This window comes from Pseudomonas sp. REP124 (assembly GCF_020164475.1).
Taxonomy (GTDB): Bacteria; Pseudomonadota; Gammaproteobacteria; order Pseudomonadales; family Pseudomonadaceae; genus Aquipseudomonas.
In genome coordinates this window covers 1-17,930 of sequence record NZ_JAIQWX010000127.1, presented here as the reverse complement: position 1 = coordinate 17,930, position 17,930 = coordinate 1, and the positions used below count along the sequence as shown (strand labels likewise).

Below are 17,930 nucleotides of genomic sequence, written 5' to 3'. Positions count from 1 at the left end.
TGAATCTCTGTAGGAGCGAGGCTTGCCCGCGAATAGGCTTCATACATTTGTCTAACCCGACACCATCCCCCTAGGATTTTGTCGATGTTCAGCCCCATCGGTCCTCCCTAGTCTTCAACCCAGGCGGTGTTGATGACTAACAATAAAAGGAGACAACCGATGCCTATTCAGACTGAACACGATCCGCGCTTGAAACGGGCTTTAAAGACGCGACACATCAGCATGCTGGCCTTGGGCGGCGTTATTGGCGCCGGGCTGTTCGTGGGGTCCAGCGCGGTCATCGCGTCCACCGGGCCCGGTGCTTTCATCACGTATGCCATCACCGGGATCATCGTCGCCCTGGTGATGCGCATGCTCGGCGAGATGGCGGCCGCGCATCCTGCCAAAGGCTCTTTCGTCGACTACGCGCGCATGGCCTTCGGGCGTCCGGCCGGCTACATGACCGGCTGGCTGTACTGGTACTTCTGGGTGATCGTGGTCGGCTTCGAAGCGGTGGTCGGCGGGCAGATCATCAATGGCTGGTTCCCCGACATCCCGGTGTGGGCCATCGCCCTTGGGCTGATGGTGAGCATGACCCTACTGAACCTGATGTCGGTGCATTCCTTTGGTGAGGCCGAATACTGGTTCGCCGGGGTCAAGGTCGCGGCCATCATCGTCTTTCTGCTGGTCACCGGCGCCTACGTGTTCCACCTGTGGCCCAACTCAACCGCAAGCTTCAGCAACCTCACCGACCATGGCGGGTTCCTGCCTCATGGCCTGGGTTCGCTGTTCACCGGCGTCGTGGTGGTGATCTTCTCCATGACCGGCGTCGAAGTCGCGACCCTGGCAGCAGCCGAATCCGAAGACCCTTCGCGCAACATCCGCAAGGCCGTGAATACCGTGATGCTGCGCATCCTGGTGTTCTTCGTGCTGGCGACCTTTTTCATTGTCGTGGTGCAACCCTGGACCGAAATGAAAGCCGGCAAGTCGCCGTTCGTGGCCACCCTGGAGCACATCGGTATCCCCGGTGCCGGGCACATGCTGACGGCGGTGATTCTGGTGGCGGTGCTGTCGGTACTGAACGCCGGGCTCTACACCTCATCGCGACTGCTTTATGTGCTGGCATCCAACGACGAGGCACCACGCTGGATCGCCGGCGTCAGCCGCAAGGGCGTGCCGGTGCGTGGGGTGATCGCATCGACGCTGGTCGGCTATGGCTGCGTGGTGATCGCGGCAATCTGGCCAGACACCGTCTTCCAGTTCCTGATCAACTCATCCGGCACGGTGTTCCTGTTCGTGTACCTGGTGATCTGCCTGTCGCAACTCAAGCTTCGCCGCCGCTGGTTGCAAGAGGGCAGCCTGAAGTTCGCGATGTGGTGGCACCCCTGGCTGCCGCTGTTGGTGACGGCCTCGATCATCGCCGTTCTGGTGAGCATGGCCTTCGATCCGTCGATGCAGCTGAGCCTTGGGCAATGCCTGATCGCCATCGCCGCGATTGCCGCGTCGTACGGACTGCTGCGCCTGTTCCGCAGCCGGCAACGGGCCGGTGAAGTGGCCGCGCAGCGCACACCTGTCGCTTGAAACTCCTTGTTCATGGCCGTCTATGGGAAGCCATCCGATGTCAGCAAAAATTGATTTGACCCAACTGCCCAACAAGCCGCTCTGGTTCGAGCAAGGCCCGGGCCGTGCGCGGCTGGAAGGTTCGGTGGAGGCGGATGTCGCCATCATCGGCGCCGGATACACCGGCTTGTGGACGGCCTACTACCTGCTCAAGAGCGACCCGTCGTTGCGCGTGGTGCTGGTGGAAAAGCACGAAGTCGGGTTCGGCGCCTCGGGCCGCAACGGCGGCTGGGCCTCGGCGATCTTCCCGATTTCCCTGGACCGGGTGGCGCAGATGTATTCCCACGAAGCGGCTTTGAAGCTGCAGGGCGCGATGAACCACACGGTCGACGAGATCGGCCGTGTGCTGGCTCTGGAAGGGGTCGATGCGGATTACGCCAAGCAAGGATTTTTGTCTCTGGCTCGCAGCGCGCCGCAGCTTGACCGGGTGCGGGCAACGGTGGAGGCCTCGGCGCGGTTCGGGCTGCCGGATCAGTGGCAGATGCTCGATCAGGCCCAGGCTGTCGCCACGGTCGGTGCGCGGGGCGTATTGGGCGGGTTGTACACCAAACATTGCGCGCTGATTCACCCCGGCAAGCTGGTGCGCGGGCTGGCGAAGCTGGTCGAGCAGATGGGTGCGACCATTTATGAACATTCGGCGGTCACTGAGCATGCGCCGGGCGTTGTGCGTACGGCGCAGGGTTCGATCAACGCGAAGTTCACGGTACGCGCCACCGAAGCTTTCACTTCGCAGCAACCGGGGCACTCACGCTTTGTGATTCCGCTGTATTCGCTGGTGCTGGCCACCGAGCCGTTGCCTGAGGATCTAAGGCGCAAGCTGAACCTGCATCACCGTTTGGCCTTCAACGATATGCGTCACTTGCGTGTGTATGGGCAGGTGACGGCCGAGGGGCGTCTGGTGTTCGGTGGCCGGGGCGCGCCTTATCAGTGGGGCTCGAAGATTTCCGAGGATTCGGATCTGGTGGACAACGTTCACAGCAAGATCCACAAGACGATGCTCGAATTCTTCCCGGACCTTGCCGATGCCCGGATCACTCATCGCTGGGGCGGCGCGCTGGGCGTCTCCCGGGACTGGTGCCCGACCGTGAGCATCGACCGCAAGAACCGCATCGCCTGGGCCGGCAATTACGTTGGTGATGGTGTCGCCACCAGCAATCTGGCAGGCCGCATCCTGCGCAACCTGATTCTTGAACAGGACGACGACATCAACAGCTTGCCGATCGTCAACCATCGCTCACCGTCCTGGGAGCCCGAGCCACTGCGCTGGCTGGGAGTGAACAGCGGACTTGCCGCCGCGTCCCTGAGCGATATCGAAGAGCGCCTCACCCATCGCCCATCACGCACCGCCATGTTGCTGGAAAAGCTGACCGGTGCGCATTAACAGGAGAGCTTCATGCCAACTTTCACCATTATCAAAAATGCCGCTATTCATGAGTTGCCGCTGACGGCCGCTGGTCAGCGTGCGGGGGCAGACAAGGGCGATCCGCAAATTGCTATTCAGACTTTGGCGCCTGAAGCGACGGGTAATCTGGGGGTTTGGGAATGTCAGCCGGGGGGATGGCCGGTGGTCAATCGTCCGGATACGGAGTTCACCTACATCCTGTCTGGTCGCGCCCAGCTGACCGATGACGCCAGCGGGGAAACCGTGGATGTGCGCGGCGGGGACCTGATCATTTTGCCGCCGGGCTGGACCGGGCGCTGGGATGTGCTGGAGACGGTGAGGAAGGTCTACGCCATCTACTGATCCAACCCCAACCCTGTGGGAGCGGGCTTGCCCGCGAAGAGGCCGGCAGCTTCAACATTTTCATTGGCTGACCCACCGCCATCGCGGGCAAGCCCGCTCCCACAGGTTTTTCGAGTGTTCCGGGGTTACGGGTTGTTATCGAACAACTCGGTATTCTTCCCCGCTTGTATCGCAATCCAGAACCGCGCGATTCCCTGCGTGGTCGTGGGCTTGATGCCCGTCAGTTGCTCCACCAGTTTGAGTCGGTAGACCAGGGTCTGGCGATGAATGTCCAGGTCCAGCGCAGTAGCCTTCCAGTTCCCGTCGTTCTCCAGAAAGGCCATCAACGTCGCCAGCAAGGCCGCGCGTTGGGTTCGGTCGTGCTCGATCAGCGGTCCCAGGTAACGCCCCACCAACGCCCGGGCTTCGGCCAGGGATTTGGGCGCCATGATCAGGCCGGTTTCCGCCTCGCCGTAGCGCAGCACACCGGCATTCAGTTCCTGGGCCTGCATCAGCGCAAGACGCGCTTGTCTGACGCTTTCGCGGAAACCCGTCGCCGTGGCGATGGGCCCGCTGACGCCGATCGCTGTACCTGCGCCGAGACTGGCGCGAAGGGCATCGAAAATCTCGCTGTCATCGTGACAGAGGGCGATCAGCAGATCGTTATCACTCAGCAGCAAAGGGCACGTACGGTGAAAGACCGGAGCCTGATGCAAATCATCGGCAGCCCACGGCCCATTGATTCCCGGCTTGATCGCCACGCTGACCAGCGTGCCGGCCAGCCCGCGTTGCGCCAGGATCGGCCGGGCCAGGCTGAACTCAGTTTCATTGGCCAACAGACTACGCAGCAGCGCCGATCCCTCATCGCGCTGCAAGTCGCGCTGGATCATCAAGCGTTCCAGTTCGACCCCCAGAAGACCGACCAGCGAACGCACCAGAATCGGATCACTCTGGGTTCTTTCACCCTTGCGAGCCATGACCAGATTGGCCCGAGTGCGTCCGCCAATCGGGATACGTTCGAGGCGTTCCGGCGCAGTTTTATGCACGGTTGCCGAGTCGACAATCGCAGCACCACTGACGGCATCCTCGATGCTCAGGCCCAAGTCCAGGGTGCTCGCCAGGATCGACAGGCGACCGGCCATGTCCGGTTCCTTGCGCAATGCCTCGGCGTAGGTCTGGAACAGCCGCTCGCTGGCATTGAAGCGCTCGCGCTGGGCCTGCAGCACGCTTTCGATCACATAGTGGGAGAGCTTGACGAACTCCAGCTCGAAGCTGCCGCGAAGGATGGGGAAGAGCAGGCGGTCGGCGGCGTCGAGCATCAGGTCGGACAGTTCCGGAGCGTCATCGCGAGGGGCGACCACCAGCGCGCTGGCGTTGCTCTGCACCAGCTGTTCGAGCCAGGAAACCTGTTCGTCCGCATCAAAGGGAATGCCGCCGCAGGTGGTCATCACCAGATCACCCGGGGAAACCCAGCGCCACGGGTCCGGCAGGTCGACGGCATGGGCCCAGGTGATGGTCCTGCCGGTGCCGGTCAGGCCGGCGATGGCGCGCAGTTTCAGTACATCGATATCGAGCAGGTCCTGGACCGTGAGCATGGTGGGGGTGATCCGGCGGTTTCGAGGGGGCCTATGGTACCCGTTCACATCCCCCTGTAGGAGCGAGCTTGCTCGCGATGGCGGAGTGTCAGGCCCATAAATTTCGGATGAACCACCGCCTTCGCGGGCAAGCCCGCTCCCACAGGGATTTCGGTTGTTTGCAAGATGTGCGTACACCCACAGAACCTGTGGGAGCGGGCTTGCCCGCGATGATCCCAAAAACACCGCGGGCCTAACGTCGGACGGTCACCAACCCTTGACACCACTCATATCCGGCAACTTATGCGCAATGCCCTTATGGCAATCGATACAAGTCGCCTCACCCTTGGCCAACGACGTCGAATGCATAGCCGCCGCCCGTTTGCTCTGCCGGGTGAAGTCCATGAACTCGAAGTTGTGGCAATTACGGCATTCTCGCGAGTCGTTGGCCTTGAGCCGGGCCCATTCGTGTTCTGCCAGCTCACGACGCATGGTGAGGAATTTGTCGCGGGTGTCGATGGTGCCGAACAGCTTGCCCCAGACCTCCTTCGACGCCTGCATCTTGCGCGCGATCTTGTGGGTCCATTCGTGGGGCACGTGGCAGTCCGGGCAACTGGCGCGCACGCCGGAGCGGTTGGTGTAGTGGATGGTTTCCTGCAACTCGACGAAGACGTTATCGCGCATCTCATGGCAGGAGGTGCAGAACTTCTCGGTGTTGGTCAGCTCCAGCGCCGTGTTGAAGCCACCCCAGAAAATGATCCCGGCGATGAAACCGCCCAGCGTCAGGAACCCCAGGCTGAAATAAACGCTGGGCCGACGCAGGATGCCCCAGTAGTCCTTGAACAGGGCGAACAGTGCTTTCATGGCGCCTCCTCAAGGCTTCTTCGCGTTGTTGGCGTCGTCTTGCAGAATCTGGTCGATGGTCTCGAAGCTGTTGCCCACCAACGGCTGCACATCTTTTTGCGGCACGTGGCACTGGGTGCAGAAGTAGCGCCGTGGCGATACCGCCGCCAGCGGCTGGCCGTCGCGATCCATGTAGTGGGTGATGCTGATCATCGTCGCCTGGCTGCGCGGGCTGTTGGCCCGGCTGTGACAGGACAGGCACTTGTTGCCGTTCTTGTCGATCTGATAACCGCGGATGGTGTGGGGAATGGTCGGTGGTTGCTCCGGGTAATTGCGCTCGCGCTTGATGTCCTTGTTTTCATCCTCGGCCAAAGGCGGTGCCTGCATTTCCTGGGTGATGGTGCCACCGGGGCGCCGGCCGTTGGGGGCCGGCGCATCCAGCGGGTAATTGACTTCTGCGGCGATGGCCGCGCCGATCACGGCGAGCAAAAGCAACGGCAGGATTCGAAAGGTCATGACGGTTCTCCTCATGCCGCGCTGATCAATTCGATGCGAATGGCGCATTTCTTGTAGTCGGTCTGCTTGGAGATCGGGTCGGTGGCATCGAGCGTGACCTTGTTGATCAGCTTGTTGGCATCGAAAAACGGCACGAATACCAGACCGCGCGGTGGCTTGTTGCGCCCGCGGGTTTCGATGCGTGCACGGATCTCGCCGCGCCGGCTGATCAGTTTTACTTCGCTGCCGCGCCGTGCCTGCAAAGCCTTGGCATCTTCAGGATGCATGTATACCAATGCGTCGGGCACGGCCTTGTACAGCTCATCGACCCGCTGGGTCATGCTGCCGGTGTGCCAGTGCTCCAGCACCCGACCGGTACTGAGCCAGAACGGGAATTGCTCGTCCGGGGCTTCGGCCGGCGGCTCGTAGGGCAGAGCGAAGATGATCGCCTTCTTGTCCGGCTGGCCGTAGAACTGCACGTCGCTGCCGGTCTCGACATAGGGGTCGAGGCCTTCGCGGTAACGCCAGCGGGTTTCCTTGCCGTCCACCACCGGCCAGCGCAGGCCGCGCTCGCTGTGGTAGCGGTCGAAGCCGGCCAGGTCATGACCATGGCCGCGACCGAACTGCGCGTACTCTTCGAACAGACCTTTTTGCACGTAGAAACCGAAGGCCTTGGCCTCGTCGTTCTTGAAGCCGTTTTCGATCTGCGCCACCGGGAACTGATCGACCTGACCGTTCCTGTACAGCACATCGAAAAGGGTCTTGCCTTTGAGTTCAGGAGACTTGGCCAATAGCTCGGCAGGCCACACCTCATCGGTCTTGAAACGCTTGGAAAACTCGATCAGCTGCCAAAGGTCGGACCTGGCCTCACCCGGCGCGCTGACCAGTTGGTGCCAGAACTGCGTGCGGCGTTCGGCGTTGCCGAAGGCGCCTTCCTTTTCCACCCACATGGCGCTGGGCAGGATCAGGTCGGCGGCCTGGGCGGACACGGTGGGGTAGACGTCCGAGACGATCACGAAGTTTTCCGGGTTGCGCCAGCCGGGCAACACCTCCTGCATGATGTTGGGGCCGGCGTGCATGTTGTTGCTGGCCTGGGTCCAGTAGACATTGAGCACGCCGTCCTTGAGCATGCGGCTCTGCTGCACCGCGTGGAAGCCGACCTTTTCCTGGATCGTGCCGGCGGGCAGCTTCCAGATCTGTTCCGCCGTGGCGCGGTGCTTGGGATTGGTCACCACCAGATCGGCGGGCAGGCGGTGGGAGAAGGTGCCGACTTCCCGCGCCGTGCCACAGGCCGAAGGCTGACCGGTCAGGGAGAACGGACTGTTGCCCGGTTCGCTGATCTTGCCGGTGAGCAAATGGATGTTGTAGATCAGGTTGTTGGCCCAGACCCCGCGGGTGTGCTGGTTGAAGCCCATGGTCCAGAACGACACCACCTTGCGCTTGGGATCGGCGTACAGCTCGGCGAGGCTCTTGAGGCGGTCGGCCGTGACCCCGGTTTCCTTCGCCGTGCGTTCCAGGGTGTAGGGTTTGACGAAGGCGGCGAAGTCCTCGAAGGACATGTCGGTCCAGGTGTTGGCCTTGTCCGCGTTTTTCGCGTTCTTTTCCCGTGGATCGTCCGGGCGCAGGCCGTAGCCGATGTCCTCGGCGCCCTTGGCGAACCGCGTGTGCTTGCTGACGAAATCCTTGTTCACCGCGCCGCTTTCGATGATGTGGTTGGCGATGTAGTTGAGGATGAAAAGGTCGGTCTGTGGCTTGAACACCATGGGGATGTCGGCCAGATCGAAGCTGCGGTGTTCGAAGGTCGACAGCACCGCGACCTTGACGTGGGGCTGGCTCAGGCGCCGGTCGGTGACGCGGCTCCACAGGATCGGGTGCATCTCGGCCATGTTCGAGCCCCAGAGCACGAAGGCGTCGGTGGCTTCGATGTCGTCGTAGCAGCCCATCGGCTCGTCCATGCCGAAAGTGCGCATGAAGCCCATCACCGCCGAGGCCATGCAGTGCCGGGCATTGGGATCGATGTTGTTGCTGCGAAAGCCGGCCTTCATCAGCTTGTTGGCGGCGTAGCCTTCCCACACCGTCCATTGCCCCGAGCCGAACATGCCGATGGATTCGGGGCCCTTGTTTTTCAGGGCCTGCTTGAATTTCTCCTCCATGATGTCGAAGGCCTTGTCCCAGCTGATCGGCTGGAACTCGCCCTGTTTGTCGAACTTGCCGTCTTTCATGCGCAACAGCGGCTGGGTCAGGCGGTCGACGCCGTACATGATCTTCGACAGGAAATAACCCTTCACGCAGTTCAGCCCGCGGTTGACCTCGGCCTTCACATCGCCGTGGGTGGCGACCACCCGGTTGTCCCGGGTCGCGACCATCACGCTGCAACCGGTGCCGCAGAAACGACAGGGCGCCTTGTTCCAGTCCAGGGTGACCATGTCGGCTTCGGTGATCAGGTTGCTCGCGGAAGTGGCAATCGGCAGGCCGGCAGCGGCGGCTGCAATGGCGGCGGCCTGGGCCTTGACGAATTCCCGGCGGGACATGCTCATTGGGTTTCCCCTGCGTGGTCGAGGATTTGGTGATAGATCAACGCGGCATTGAGAACACCGGGCAAGTTGTTGATCTGTTCGATGCGTTGCAGGATCTGCTCTTCGTGAGTTGCCTCAAGTACCACCACCAGTTTTCCGGCAGGACTTTCCTGATGCAGTTCCAAGTGATCGAGAAGACGCAAGTTGGCTTTGACGGCCTCGAAAAGTTCGGGCCGTGCAAGTACCACGAGACTGGCTATATGCAAGGTTTCATCCATGGGCTGACTCCGTCGGGCGCTCACTGAAGTTGATCAGGCGGGCGGGCCGGGCGGTCCGTAGAGCATTTGGAAAAACCAGACGATGAAGCCGTAGCCGCCGACAATCGCCACCGACAGCAAGGGGAACAGACAGACGACAAGAAACAGGAACAGCCGGGTTTCCTTTCGGCGCTGTGTTTTTTGTTCTTCAGCCAATGACATTGGTTTATCTCCAGCCGAACTTCAAAACAGCCTAGTTCACTATAAAAACGAGGGTTTCATGTTGGCGGGATTGGCGACCGGCGGTAATGATCTAAATCAATTGTTGGCTCATTGAAAGTTTATCAACACTATTAAGAGGCATTCGCATTAATAGTTGCGCTAGTTGGCAACCTGCGCGCAAAGAAACTCCAGAAAGCTTTTGCTCACCGTCGTCAGATACGGGGCAGGGCGCGTCACGATGTGAAAACGCCGGGTCGCCCAACTGTCCGTCAGCGTGACGATGCAAAGCCCGGGGCCGTCGGTGTAGCTGATCGCCTGTCGGGGAATGACGGCGATGCCCAGATTGGCCTGCACCATGCGGCACACCGCGTCGAAGCTCTTTATATGAACCTCATAGCTGATGGTCTTTTTTGAGCTGCGCGCGGCCTGATCGAGCATGCGGTAAAGCGGGCTGTCCTTGTGCAGCGCAATGTGGCTGTACGCCAATGTCTGTGCAAAGGACACCTCGGGAAGATCGGCCAGCGGATGGTTCTGCGGCACGACCACCACCAATTCATCCGAATGGTAGTCATGCACTTCAAGCCCGCGCTCGACCGCTCCCGCCAGATCCGTGCCGATGGCCAGATCACTCTGATTGCTCAGGACCGATTCCACCGCCTCTTCGCTGGTCTGCTCCTGCAGTTCTATCGCGACCTCGGGGAAAGCATCGCGGTACGCGCGCAGGTCCTGTGGCAGAAACTGGATGATGCTCGAACGATTGGCGCCCACCCGGATATGCCCGCGCTGGCCATCGGCGAAACCCGACATTTCGGCGCTCATCAACAGCATGTCATCGACCACACGTCTGGCGTGCTCCAGCAGACAGAGACCGGCCGGTGTCGCCTCGATGCCTTTCTTGTGGCGGTAGAACAAGGGCGTGCCAATGGCTTCTTCAAGCTCGGCGATGCGCTTGCTCACCGCCGACGGCACCATGTTTTCCCGCTCCGCTGCACGGGCAATGCTGCCCAGTTCGCAGGCGGAAATGAAGAGCTTGAGGGAGGTCGGGTCGAATCGCCAGATGGAGTGCATTGAGTACCGATATTTGGTGATGGCTGTGCTGATGAATGATCACTATCGCTTGAAGGTGCGACGTTTAGTATCCCTCTCAGTGAGGAGATAGAACATGACTAACACAAAAATCCGCTTTGACGGACGCATCCTGTTCCTGTCCGACAGCAGTGAAGCTGTGAAAGCTCAACTGCAGGGACGCGACTTGACCACGGCAGAGGCCTTGCCGCTTCGCGACAATATTTCCACCGACGAAATCACCCCGGTGGTCATCATGATGACCTACGACCATCGCCTGGGTGAGTTCCCTTATGTGGGCTTCAAGACCCAGGGCGTGCTGCCGATCGGCAATTTTGCGGTGAAGAACGGCGGCTTCCAGATCACCGTGGCCGGCAAGCGTTATGGCAAGGGTTCGTCCCGCGAGTCTAGCCCGCTGGCAGAGAAGTCCGCGGGGATTCGCCTGATCATCGCCGAGAGTTTCGAGCGGATCTATCGCCAGAATTGCGACAACATCGGCATCTATACCTCGACCGATTTCGGTCTGATCGAGCGGATTCGCGCAGGCGAAGCCATCGATATCGAGGAGTTTCTCGTCGGGCGTGACGCGGTTACGCAAGCGGTGATTCGTGCGGGCGGTCTGCTGCCTTACAGCAAAGCTGAATTACCACCACGAGACGAAAAGGTCTTCAATCCGATTCCCCGTGATCGTCCGCTGACCCTGGTGGAAAAGATCATCGAGCGTCGGCGCATCAGCCAGGGCCCGGTGGCGCGGGGCGATGGCCTGTTCATTTCCGCCGACTGGCGCTTCAGCCATGACTACTTCACCGGCATGTGCGCGCACTTCATGCACGAGGCGTTCGGTGAGACGGTGAATCTGGTGCGCCCCCAGGAAATCATCGCCTTCCAGGATCACCTGATTCTCGCCAACCAGAGCTTCCCCCACGTGCGCGACAACCTGCTCGCCGCCGTCGGCGGGCTGGCCTCGGCCCATGACGAATTCGTCCGCCGTTACCCGGTGGTTGCCCATGGCGCGTTGAAGGACAGCAGCGGTTCTGAAGGCATCTGCCACGCCCTGATGACCGAAAAGCACGCGCTGCCGGGTCAGGTGGTGGTGGGCACCGATTCCCATTCGCCGCATTCCGGCGCCCTCGGTTGCCTGGCGTTCGGAGCCGGCGCCACCGACATCGCTAACAGCTGGGCCACCGGTTACATCCGTTGCCGTATGCCCGAGATCATTCGGGTCGAACTCAGCGGTCGGCTCAAGCCCGGGGTTACCGCCAAGGACGTGGTGCTGGAACTGCTGCGCAACGAGTCGATCCGCCAGGGCAACGCCATTGGCGCGGTGTTCGAGTACAGCGGCGAGGCGGTGCGGGCCATGTCCATTGATGAGCGGGCGACGCTGACCAACATGGTCGCCGAGCTGGGTGGTTTCACCGGCATCGTCCAGCCGGACCAGAAGACCGTCGATTTCATCCGTGAGCGACGCGGCGTGGAGATCGTGCTGGAGGACTGGCTGTTCAGTGATGAAGGCGCCGAATATAAACAGCAGTTTTCCATCGACTGCTCGCGTCTGACGCCTCTGGTGGCAGCGCCCGGAGATCCCGGCAATGGCGTTGCGTTGGCAGAGCTGGATCAACAGGTCTCGGTGGACATTGCCTATGGCGGTTCCTGCACCGCCGGCAAGCGCGAAGACTTCGATTACTACCACGAAGTGCTGGCGTGGGGTGTGGAGCATGGTTTGACCATCGCCGAGCACACCCGGCTTTATCTGCAATTCGGCACCCTGGCCGTTCGCGATTACTGCATCGAACAGGGTTACCTGAAGACCTTCGAGCGTCTGGGCGTCGAGTTGATCATGCCGGGTTGCGGGGCTTGCGCCAACTGCGGGCCGGGCTCGTCGACCCGGGCCGATCAGGTGACGGTCAGCGCGATCAACCGCAACTTCCCCGGCCGATCCGGACCGGGGCAGGTCTGGCTCGCCAGTCCCTATACCGTCGCGGCCAGCGCGCTGCTTGGACGCCTGGGCAGTTTTGAAGAATTGCGTGAGTCGGCCCGCCAGGAGGTGGTTTGAGATGAACCTGTCGACCTCTGATCTGTGTGATCGGCACTCAGCGCTGCTCATCGAGGGCGACCTGCGGGTATTGCCGGGTGACTGGTGCCGGTACGGCGCACTTCAGCGTTTTCAGGGGCCGGTCGTCACGCTCCAGGCCCATGGCTGCAATGGCGAGATTCGAACGCTGCTGGCAGGCAACGGCGAAGGTCGGGTGCTGGTGATCGATGCGGGACTCAATCCCCTGGCGCTGCTGGGCGACAACCTGGCGGCCCTGGCGCTGAAAAATGGCTGGGCCGGTGTGCTGATCAACGGCAATGTGCGCGACTCGGCACAGCTTGCGCAAACGCAATTGGGCATCTTCGCCACCGGGTGCTGGCCGGCTCGCTCGAACAACGAGAGCGGCGGCATCGTTCAAGAGGTGCTGACGATTCGCGGTGTCGATGTGTTTCCCGGCGACTGGCTGTATGCCGACCCTGACGGGGTGCTGCTCAGTCGCATTGAGTTACCGGGCGCTTCGGAGGGTCCAAGGTAACTCGCACGCTGAAGATTTCCTGATGCTATAGCCGGTCGCCAGTGGCGCCGGAATGAATGATCTCCAACAAATACAATTACGGAGAAATGACATGGCTACTGCAATTCAAGGCGCTGCGATCGATACCGCCGGTATCGATGAACTCCTGCTGTACCGGCGTATCGCCTGGCGGATTCTGCCGCTGACCATCGTGTGTTTTCTGTTTTCCTATTTCGACCGTATCAATATCAGCTTCGCCAAGACCCAGATGCAGGCCGAGCTCGGGCTGTCGGATGCCGCCTATGGTTTTGCCGCGAGCATTTTCTTTTTTGGCTACGTGCTGTTCGAAGTGCCCAGCAGCTATGGCCTCAAGCGCTACGGCGCGCCCAGCTGGATCTGCCGGATCATGGTGTCCTGGGGGCTGGCGACCGCGGCGTTGGTGTTTGCCTACAACGAGTACACCCTGTACTTCCTGCGCTTTCTGATCGGTGTGATGGAGGCGGGTTTCGGGCCGGCGCTGCTGTTCTACCTGGCCTGCTGGTTTCCCAAGAAGAACCTGGCGAGCATGAACGGCCTATGGTTCCTGTCGATCCCGCTGGCCGGCGTACTGGGCGCGCCGGTGTCGGGGATGATCCTGGAATACATGAACGGTTTTCTCGGGCTGGCCGGCTGGCACTGGTTGTTCGTGCTGTCCGGGTTGCCTTGCAGCCTGTTGGGCGTGATCGTGCTGTTCAAGCTCGACCGGGATATCCAGTCGGCCAAGTGGCTGACCCAGGGTGAAAAGGATTTGCTGCAGCGCAATCTGGATAACGACAAAAAGGTGAACAAACCAATCCAGTCGTCGCTGTTCAAGGTGATCTTCACCCGGCAGGTGGCGGTGCTCTCGGTGATCTATTTCATGATCAAGCTCACCGGCTACGGGCTCAATTTCTGGATGCCGCATCTGATCAGTGCGTCGGGGATCAAAAGCGAGCTGACGGTGGGGTTCCTGACGGCGCTACCTTATCTGGTGGCGGCCATCGGCATGATCTACGTCACGCGGCGCTCGGATGCCACCGGAGAGCGGCGCAAGTATCTGTGGCTGTGCATGATGGTTGGTGGGGTGGGTTACTTCGCGGCGTGCTACTTCAATGATCACTATGTGCTGCTGACATCGTTTCTGGTGCTGGCGACCGCCGGTGTGTTCATTGCCATTCCGATCTTCTGGACGATCCCGCAGCAGGCGTTTACCGGGTTGGCCATTGCGGGCGGGATCGCTGCGGTCAACACCGTTGGCCAGCTCAGCGGCATGGTGGCGCCGTTGTTGGTGGGGTACATCAATGATGTGAGCGGCAATACCTACATGGGGATGTTGGCTTTGGCGCCGTTCTGTGTGATTTGCGCAGGCCTCATCTACTGGGGGCTGCCGGATGATCGCAAAACCGCCTGACCGGCCGCGTCATCGGTTACCACCATTCGCGGGCAAGCCTCGCTCCTACAGGGGTTGTGGTGATCACAAATCAGTCGGGCTGGCACAAAACCCTGTAGGAGCGAGGCTTGCCCGCGAAGAGGCCGGTACATCCAACAGAAAATTTGTTGGCTGAAAAACCATCGCGAGCAGGCTCGCTCCCACAGTTTTTGATCTTCAGTGATCACAATACTTGTGGTCACCAGATCCCCCTTGTGGGAGCGAGCCTGCTCGCGATGAATGCCCAGACACCGCGGGCATTCAGACAGCCAGCCTGTGGCGAGGGGCTTGCCCCTGTTGGGGCGCGAAGCGGCCCCAAAAAGATGGGACTGCTGCGCAGTCCAACGGGGGCAAGCCCCCTCGCCACAATGTCCTCGTCGCCTAATGCATCTACATGCCGTTCGCAAACTCAGGATTGTCGTGACTGATCCGCTCATTCATCCCCCCAAGCGCCCGGGCATATTCGGCGAGCACCTGCAGCGACCAATCAGCACGCCCGCGGATGCGCAGGTCTTCAGCTCCAGCGCTATCAGGCCCGTTCATCACAGACTCCACCTGCCGCACAATCAACTGCTCAGGCAGATAACAAATCCGGCAATTCTTGTAGCTCGACGCCCGCAACTCGGACAGCGGATAGGCGCCGCCCTGACCAGATGAAACACCCACCAGCAACGCCGGCTTGTGCCCCAGCTCCCGATGCCCCGCATGCACAAACAGATTCTTCAACGCTGGACACGCCATCCCATGCCACTCCGGCGTAATCACCACCAGCCCGTCGGCCTCGCGCAGCAACGCACTGTGATCCGCCCAGATCCCATTCACATCTTCCGCCGGCCACAAGGGCAGGGGCGCAACACCCAGGTCGATCACCTTGGGCAACACGCACAACCCCAGTGCCTGCAAACGCCCCGCAAGATACCCGGCAACCTTGGCCGATTGGCTATCCACCTGACTGGAACCTGCAACAAGCACGATATTCATTTGGCCAACTCCTGATTCGACGAACGCTCCGTTTGAACTCGCTTGCCCCGCGCCAACGGCCAGAACAACTCCTCCTGCCAACTCACAGGTTTCATATCCTCGATCCCGTAATGCTCCGGACGCCGGCGGGTGATCTTCGCCGAGCCGAACAACACGTCCCAGAAAAACAGCAGGTTGCCGAAATTGCCTTTGTAGTTCGTCACACCGTCATCAGCATTCAGCCCATGGTGCGCCGAATGGGTAGCAGGCGTGGAAATGGTCCGCTCCAGCAGCCACATCAGTGGACGCAGCACCGGGATTCGATAGAGTTTTTCATCCCACGGCACACTGCTATGGGCTCCGAAAATCACCAGCATCTTCACAATCAGGTAACCGAAGTACACCTGCGCCAAGCCCATGTAGAGCAACACCCCGGAGAACCACAAACCGGGCATCAGCAGGTAATAAAAGCTGTTGTTGCGGTAGACGATGCGGATGCTCATGTAAGGCGCCGAATGGTGCGCCCGGTGCAGCGAATACAGGAACGGCACCTTGTGGCTCAGGCGATGCCACCAGTACTGAGTCATATCATCTAGCACCAGAAACAGACCGAGGCCGAGCAGCCAATGCAAACCGACGAGACTGTCCTTGAGCTGCGGTGCGAAGTGCTCCAGCAAGACTTTGGTGAGCCAGGTCACCAGCGGCAGGGTTACCAGCATCAAAAGACTTGATCCGACGATTTCGATGATCGCGTCCCGCCGCTGTCCACGGGGCTGGGTGAAGCAGGAGCAGGCGATTTCGAGGACGATGAAGCCAATCAGGATGGCGATGATGATCGGGATCGGACTGCTGGTGATTATTGTTGTTGTATTCATGGCACTCTCTGGTTGCGGCCGATAATGGCGATGCCAACCAATAAGAAACCATGGGCCAACCACGCGATATGTGCAAAACGGACAGAATCACCCGAAAAGCGGTCAACCCTTCGCCCGAGCGCTTTCACCGCGGCCCGCTGGGCCGGGTGCTGGAGCGCTATCTGCAAAACCGCACGCTGCAGGAACGCAGCAACTACAGCATGGTCGCCCTGGAGCAACTCTGGGCCAAGGCCGCCGCTCACGATCCGGCGATCGGCCTGCATCTGTTCTCGCATTTCAGTCGCCAGGATTGGCACGTGCTGGCCCATGCCTGCCTGTTCAGCGCCAATCTTGAAGAGGCGATCCAGTTCTGGGCGCGCTACGCCAGACTGGCTTCGGACATGGACAGCGTCGTGCTGGTCGAGGACGGCGATTGCCTGGGCGTGGAGATCCGCATCGACGCACCGGCAACGCTGGCGCGCTATGTCGTCGAGCACTATTCGGTAATGTCCCTGAGCGTATTGCGCATCGGCGCCGACATGGCGCTGATGCCGGTGCGCGCCTGTTTTGCTCACCCGCGCCCGGCCTATCACGCCGAATACCGGCAATGGTTCGGCGACAACGTGCAGTTCGACTGCGGCTACAACCGCGTGTATTTCGACCGAACCAGCCTCGCGATCCCACTGCAAACTCACAACGCCGGGATGATGGAAGTGCTGTGTCAGGAACTGGATCGTCGGCTGTCGCAACAGCAACAACTCAGCGGCTGGGCGGGCAGGGTGGCGCAGGGGATTCGCCAGAGTCTTATCGCCGGCCAGGCCGTCACCCTGGAGCTTCAGGCGCAGGAACTGGCTCAGAGTCCGCGCACCTTGCGGCGGCGTCTGGAGGAAGAAGGCATGACTTTTCGCGAACTGCTCGACCGGGTGCGCGCGGAACTTGAACAGTACCTGGAACTGCAAGGCAACAGCCGCACGCAAATCGCCGCACAGCTGGGGTACAACGACCTGGCCGCGTACGTTCATGCGCGCAAGCGCTGGCGAACAGAACCAACCCGCGATCCATCCCGATCAGTGGAGCCTTGATGCCACGACTTGCCGCACGCCTGCTGGCGCTGCTTTTCCTTTGCCTGAGCCTCGAAGTCAGCGCTCAGGAAACCGCCTGCCCATCCGGCCAGAAACAGATCTGCCTGGATGAATGCATCTGCTTCCCCGATCTCGGCCTTTTGACAGTGCCCGCCGATATCTACCAGATCGCCGGGCCGGCCCTAGCCTTGTGGCTGACCCAATCCCGCGCCGAAGCGGCGATGGCCGGCACCCAACCGATCCCGGAGCCGATTCGCGAACAACTGCTGCGCTGGTACGCCCCGAGTGTCCTGGACGCTGCGCTCTACAAGGTCAGCGACAACGGCCAGTTCAGCGCCGCCACGGCCATGCTGCAGAACCCCGATGTGGGCGCGGTGACACTGGTGGACATCATCATCTTTCGCGACGCCAAGGACGCCGAGCACAACGTTGCGCTCTGGGCGCACGAGCTCAAGCATGTGCAGCAGTATCAGGAATGGGGCGTGGAGGGTTTTGCCCAGCGCTACACCCAGGACTTCAACGCGGTGGAGGCGCCGGCCTATGCCATCCAGGTGGAAGTGGGACGGGTGATTCGCCAGACCAATGGACCAACCCAGTAAAGGGGATCTCACTGGGTTGGTTAAACATTCTGGGGTTGGCCAATGAGCGATCGGTGCAGGGGTTGTTGAGTCGTGATCGCGCTGTGATGGAAACCGCCACCGCCTAACCTGCGTTCTTATGATCCTGTGGGAGCGGGCTTGCCCGCGA

The 17,930-nt window shown here is 60.9% G+C and carries 17 protein-coding genes; 8 read left to right on the top strand and 9 right to left on the bottom strand.

From position 1 onward, the window contains the following. The first annotated feature begins 159 nt into the window (after positions 1 to 159). Genes K9857_RS23945 through K9857_RS23935 form a run of 3 tightly spaced genes read left to right on the top strand, consistent with a single transcriptional unit; the run spans position 160 to position 3,343 of the window. Entirely contained in the window at positions 160 to 1,560 is a 1,401-nt protein-coding gene (locus tag K9857_RS23945) for an amino acid permease (RefSeq protein WP_224539962.1), read from the top strand. Positions 1,561 to 1,597: 37 nt separating this feature from the next. Continuing rightward, the gene (locus K9857_RS23940) at positions 1,598 to 2,980 is read left to right on the top strand and encodes an NAD(P)/FAD-dependent oxidoreductase (protein WP_224539960.1); all 1,383 of its coding nucleotides are present in this window, start codon (positions 1,598 to 1,600) and stop codon (positions 2,978 to 2,980) included. Between the two features lie 12 nt (positions 2,981 to 2,992). Beyond that, positions 2,993 to 3,343 carry a cupin domain-containing protein gene (locus tag K9857_RS23935; RefSeq protein WP_224539958.1) on the top strand — a complete coding sequence of 117 codons (351 nt, stop codon included), beginning with the start codon at positions 2,993 to 2,995 and terminating at the stop codon, positions 3,341 to 3,343. Between the two features lie 125 nt (positions 3,344 to 3,468). Here K9857_RS23935 and K9857_RS23930 read toward each other — a convergent pair whose 3' ends face one another. The 7 genes from K9857_RS23930 to K9857_RS23900 all read right to left on the bottom strand — a co-directional run bounded on the left by K9857_RS23930 (position 3,469) and on the right by K9857_RS23900 (position 10,297). Next, positions 3,469 to 4,917 (bottom strand): PucR family transcriptional regulator, encoded by a 1,449-nt coding sequence (locus tag K9857_RS23930; RefSeq protein ID WP_224539955.1) that lies wholly within the window; start codon positions 4,915 to 4,917, stop codon positions 3,469 to 3,471. Between the two features lie 246 nt (positions 4,918 to 5,163). Further along, the gene (locus K9857_RS23925; RefSeq protein WP_175380373.1) at positions 5,164 to 5,760 is read right to left on the bottom strand and encodes a cytochrome c3 family protein; all 597 of its coding nucleotides are present in this window, start codon (positions 5,758 to 5,760) and stop codon (positions 5,164 to 5,166) included. A gap of 9 nt (positions 5,761 to 5,769) precedes the next feature. After that, a complete protein-coding gene (locus K9857_RS23920) occupies positions 5,770 to 6,255 on the bottom strand; it encodes a nitrate reductase cytochrome c-type subunit (protein ID WP_224539952.1) in 486 nt (161 codons plus the stop codon). 11 nt (positions 6,256 to 6,266) lie between these two features. Then, positions 6,267 to 8,771 carry a nitrate reductase catalytic subunit NapA gene (napA, locus tag K9857_RS23915; RefSeq protein WP_224539950.1) on the bottom strand — a complete coding sequence of 835 codons (2,505 nt, stop codon included), beginning with the start codon at positions 8,769 to 8,771 and terminating at the stop codon, positions 6,267 to 6,269. Further along, positions 8,768 to 9,028, bottom strand: a complete 261-nt coding sequence (locus K9857_RS23910; protein WP_224539949.1) for a chaperone NapD — start codon at positions 9,026 to 9,028, stop codon at positions 8,768 to 8,770. Before K9857_RS23910 ends, napA begins: the two co-directional genes overlap by 4 nt. 33 nt (positions 9,029 to 9,061) lie before the next feature. After that, positions 9,062 to 9,229, bottom strand: a complete 168-nt coding sequence (gene napE / locus K9857_RS23905) for a periplasmic nitrate reductase, NapE protein (protein ID WP_224539946.1) — start codon at positions 9,227 to 9,229, stop codon at positions 9,062 to 9,064. Positions 9,230 to 9,388: 159 nt separating this feature from the next. Then, positions 9,389 to 10,297 (bottom strand): LysR family transcriptional regulator, encoded by a 909-nt coding sequence (locus tag K9857_RS23900; RefSeq protein ID WP_224539944.1) that lies wholly within the window; start codon positions 10,295 to 10,297, stop codon positions 9,389 to 9,391. Between the two features lie 94 nt (positions 10,298 to 10,391). On the opposite strand from K9857_RS23900, the gene K9857_RS23895 reads away from it, so the two are divergent. The 3 genes from K9857_RS23895 to K9857_RS23885 all read left to right on the top strand — a co-directional run bounded on the left by K9857_RS23895 (position 10,392) and on the right by K9857_RS23885 (position 14,269). Further along, complete coding sequence (locus K9857_RS23895) at positions 10,392 to 12,347, top strand: aconitase family protein (protein ID WP_224539942.1); 1,956 nt, start codon at positions 10,392 to 10,394, stop codon at positions 12,345 to 12,347. Position 12,348: 1 nt separating this feature from the next. Then, the gene (gene rraA / locus K9857_RS23890; protein ID WP_224539940.1) at positions 12,349 to 12,861 is read left to right on the top strand and encodes a ribonuclease E activity regulator RraA; all 513 of its coding nucleotides are present in this window, start codon (positions 12,349 to 12,351) and stop codon (positions 12,859 to 12,861) included. Positions 12,862 to 12,952: 91 nt separating this feature from the next. Then, the gene (locus K9857_RS23885) at positions 12,953 to 14,269 is read left to right on the top strand and encodes an MFS transporter (protein ID WP_224539938.1); all 1,317 of its coding nucleotides are present in this window, start codon (positions 12,953 to 12,955) and stop codon (positions 14,267 to 14,269) included. Between the two features lie 408 nt (positions 14,270 to 14,677). Here the strand turns inward: K9857_RS23885 and K9857_RS23880 are convergent, their stop codons facing one another. Both K9857_RS23880 and K9857_RS23875 read right to left on the bottom strand, forming a co-directional pair. Next, positions 14,678 to 15,268: an NADPH-dependent FMN reductase gene (locus tag K9857_RS23880; protein ID WP_224539936.1), complete on the bottom strand. Its 591-nt coding sequence runs from the start codon at positions 15,266 to 15,268 to the stop codon at positions 14,678 to 14,680. Beyond that, entirely contained in the window at positions 15,265 to 16,122 is an 858-nt protein-coding gene (locus K9857_RS23875) for a sterol desaturase family protein (protein WP_224539934.1), read from the bottom strand. The genes K9857_RS23880 and K9857_RS23875 overlap by 4 nt, the downstream gene beginning before the upstream one ends. A 68-nt stretch (positions 16,123 to 16,190) precedes the next feature. Between K9857_RS23875 and K9857_RS23870 the strand changes: the two genes are divergently transcribed. Together K9857_RS23870 and K9857_RS23865 are read left to right on the top strand one after the other, a co-directional pair. Beyond that, on the top strand, positions 16,191 to 17,183 hold the full coding sequence (locus K9857_RS23870) for an AraC family transcriptional regulator ligand-binding domain-containing protein (RefSeq protein WP_224539964.1): 993 nt from the start codon (positions 16,191 to 16,193) through the stop codon (positions 17,181 to 17,183). After that, complete coding sequence (locus K9857_RS23865; protein ID WP_224539932.1) at positions 17,183 to 17,782, top strand: DUF4157 domain-containing protein; 600 nt, start codon at positions 17,183 to 17,185, stop codon at positions 17,780 to 17,782. The genes K9857_RS23870 and K9857_RS23865 overlap by 1 nt, the downstream gene beginning before the upstream one ends. Positions 17,783 to 17,930 lie beyond the last annotated feature (148 nt).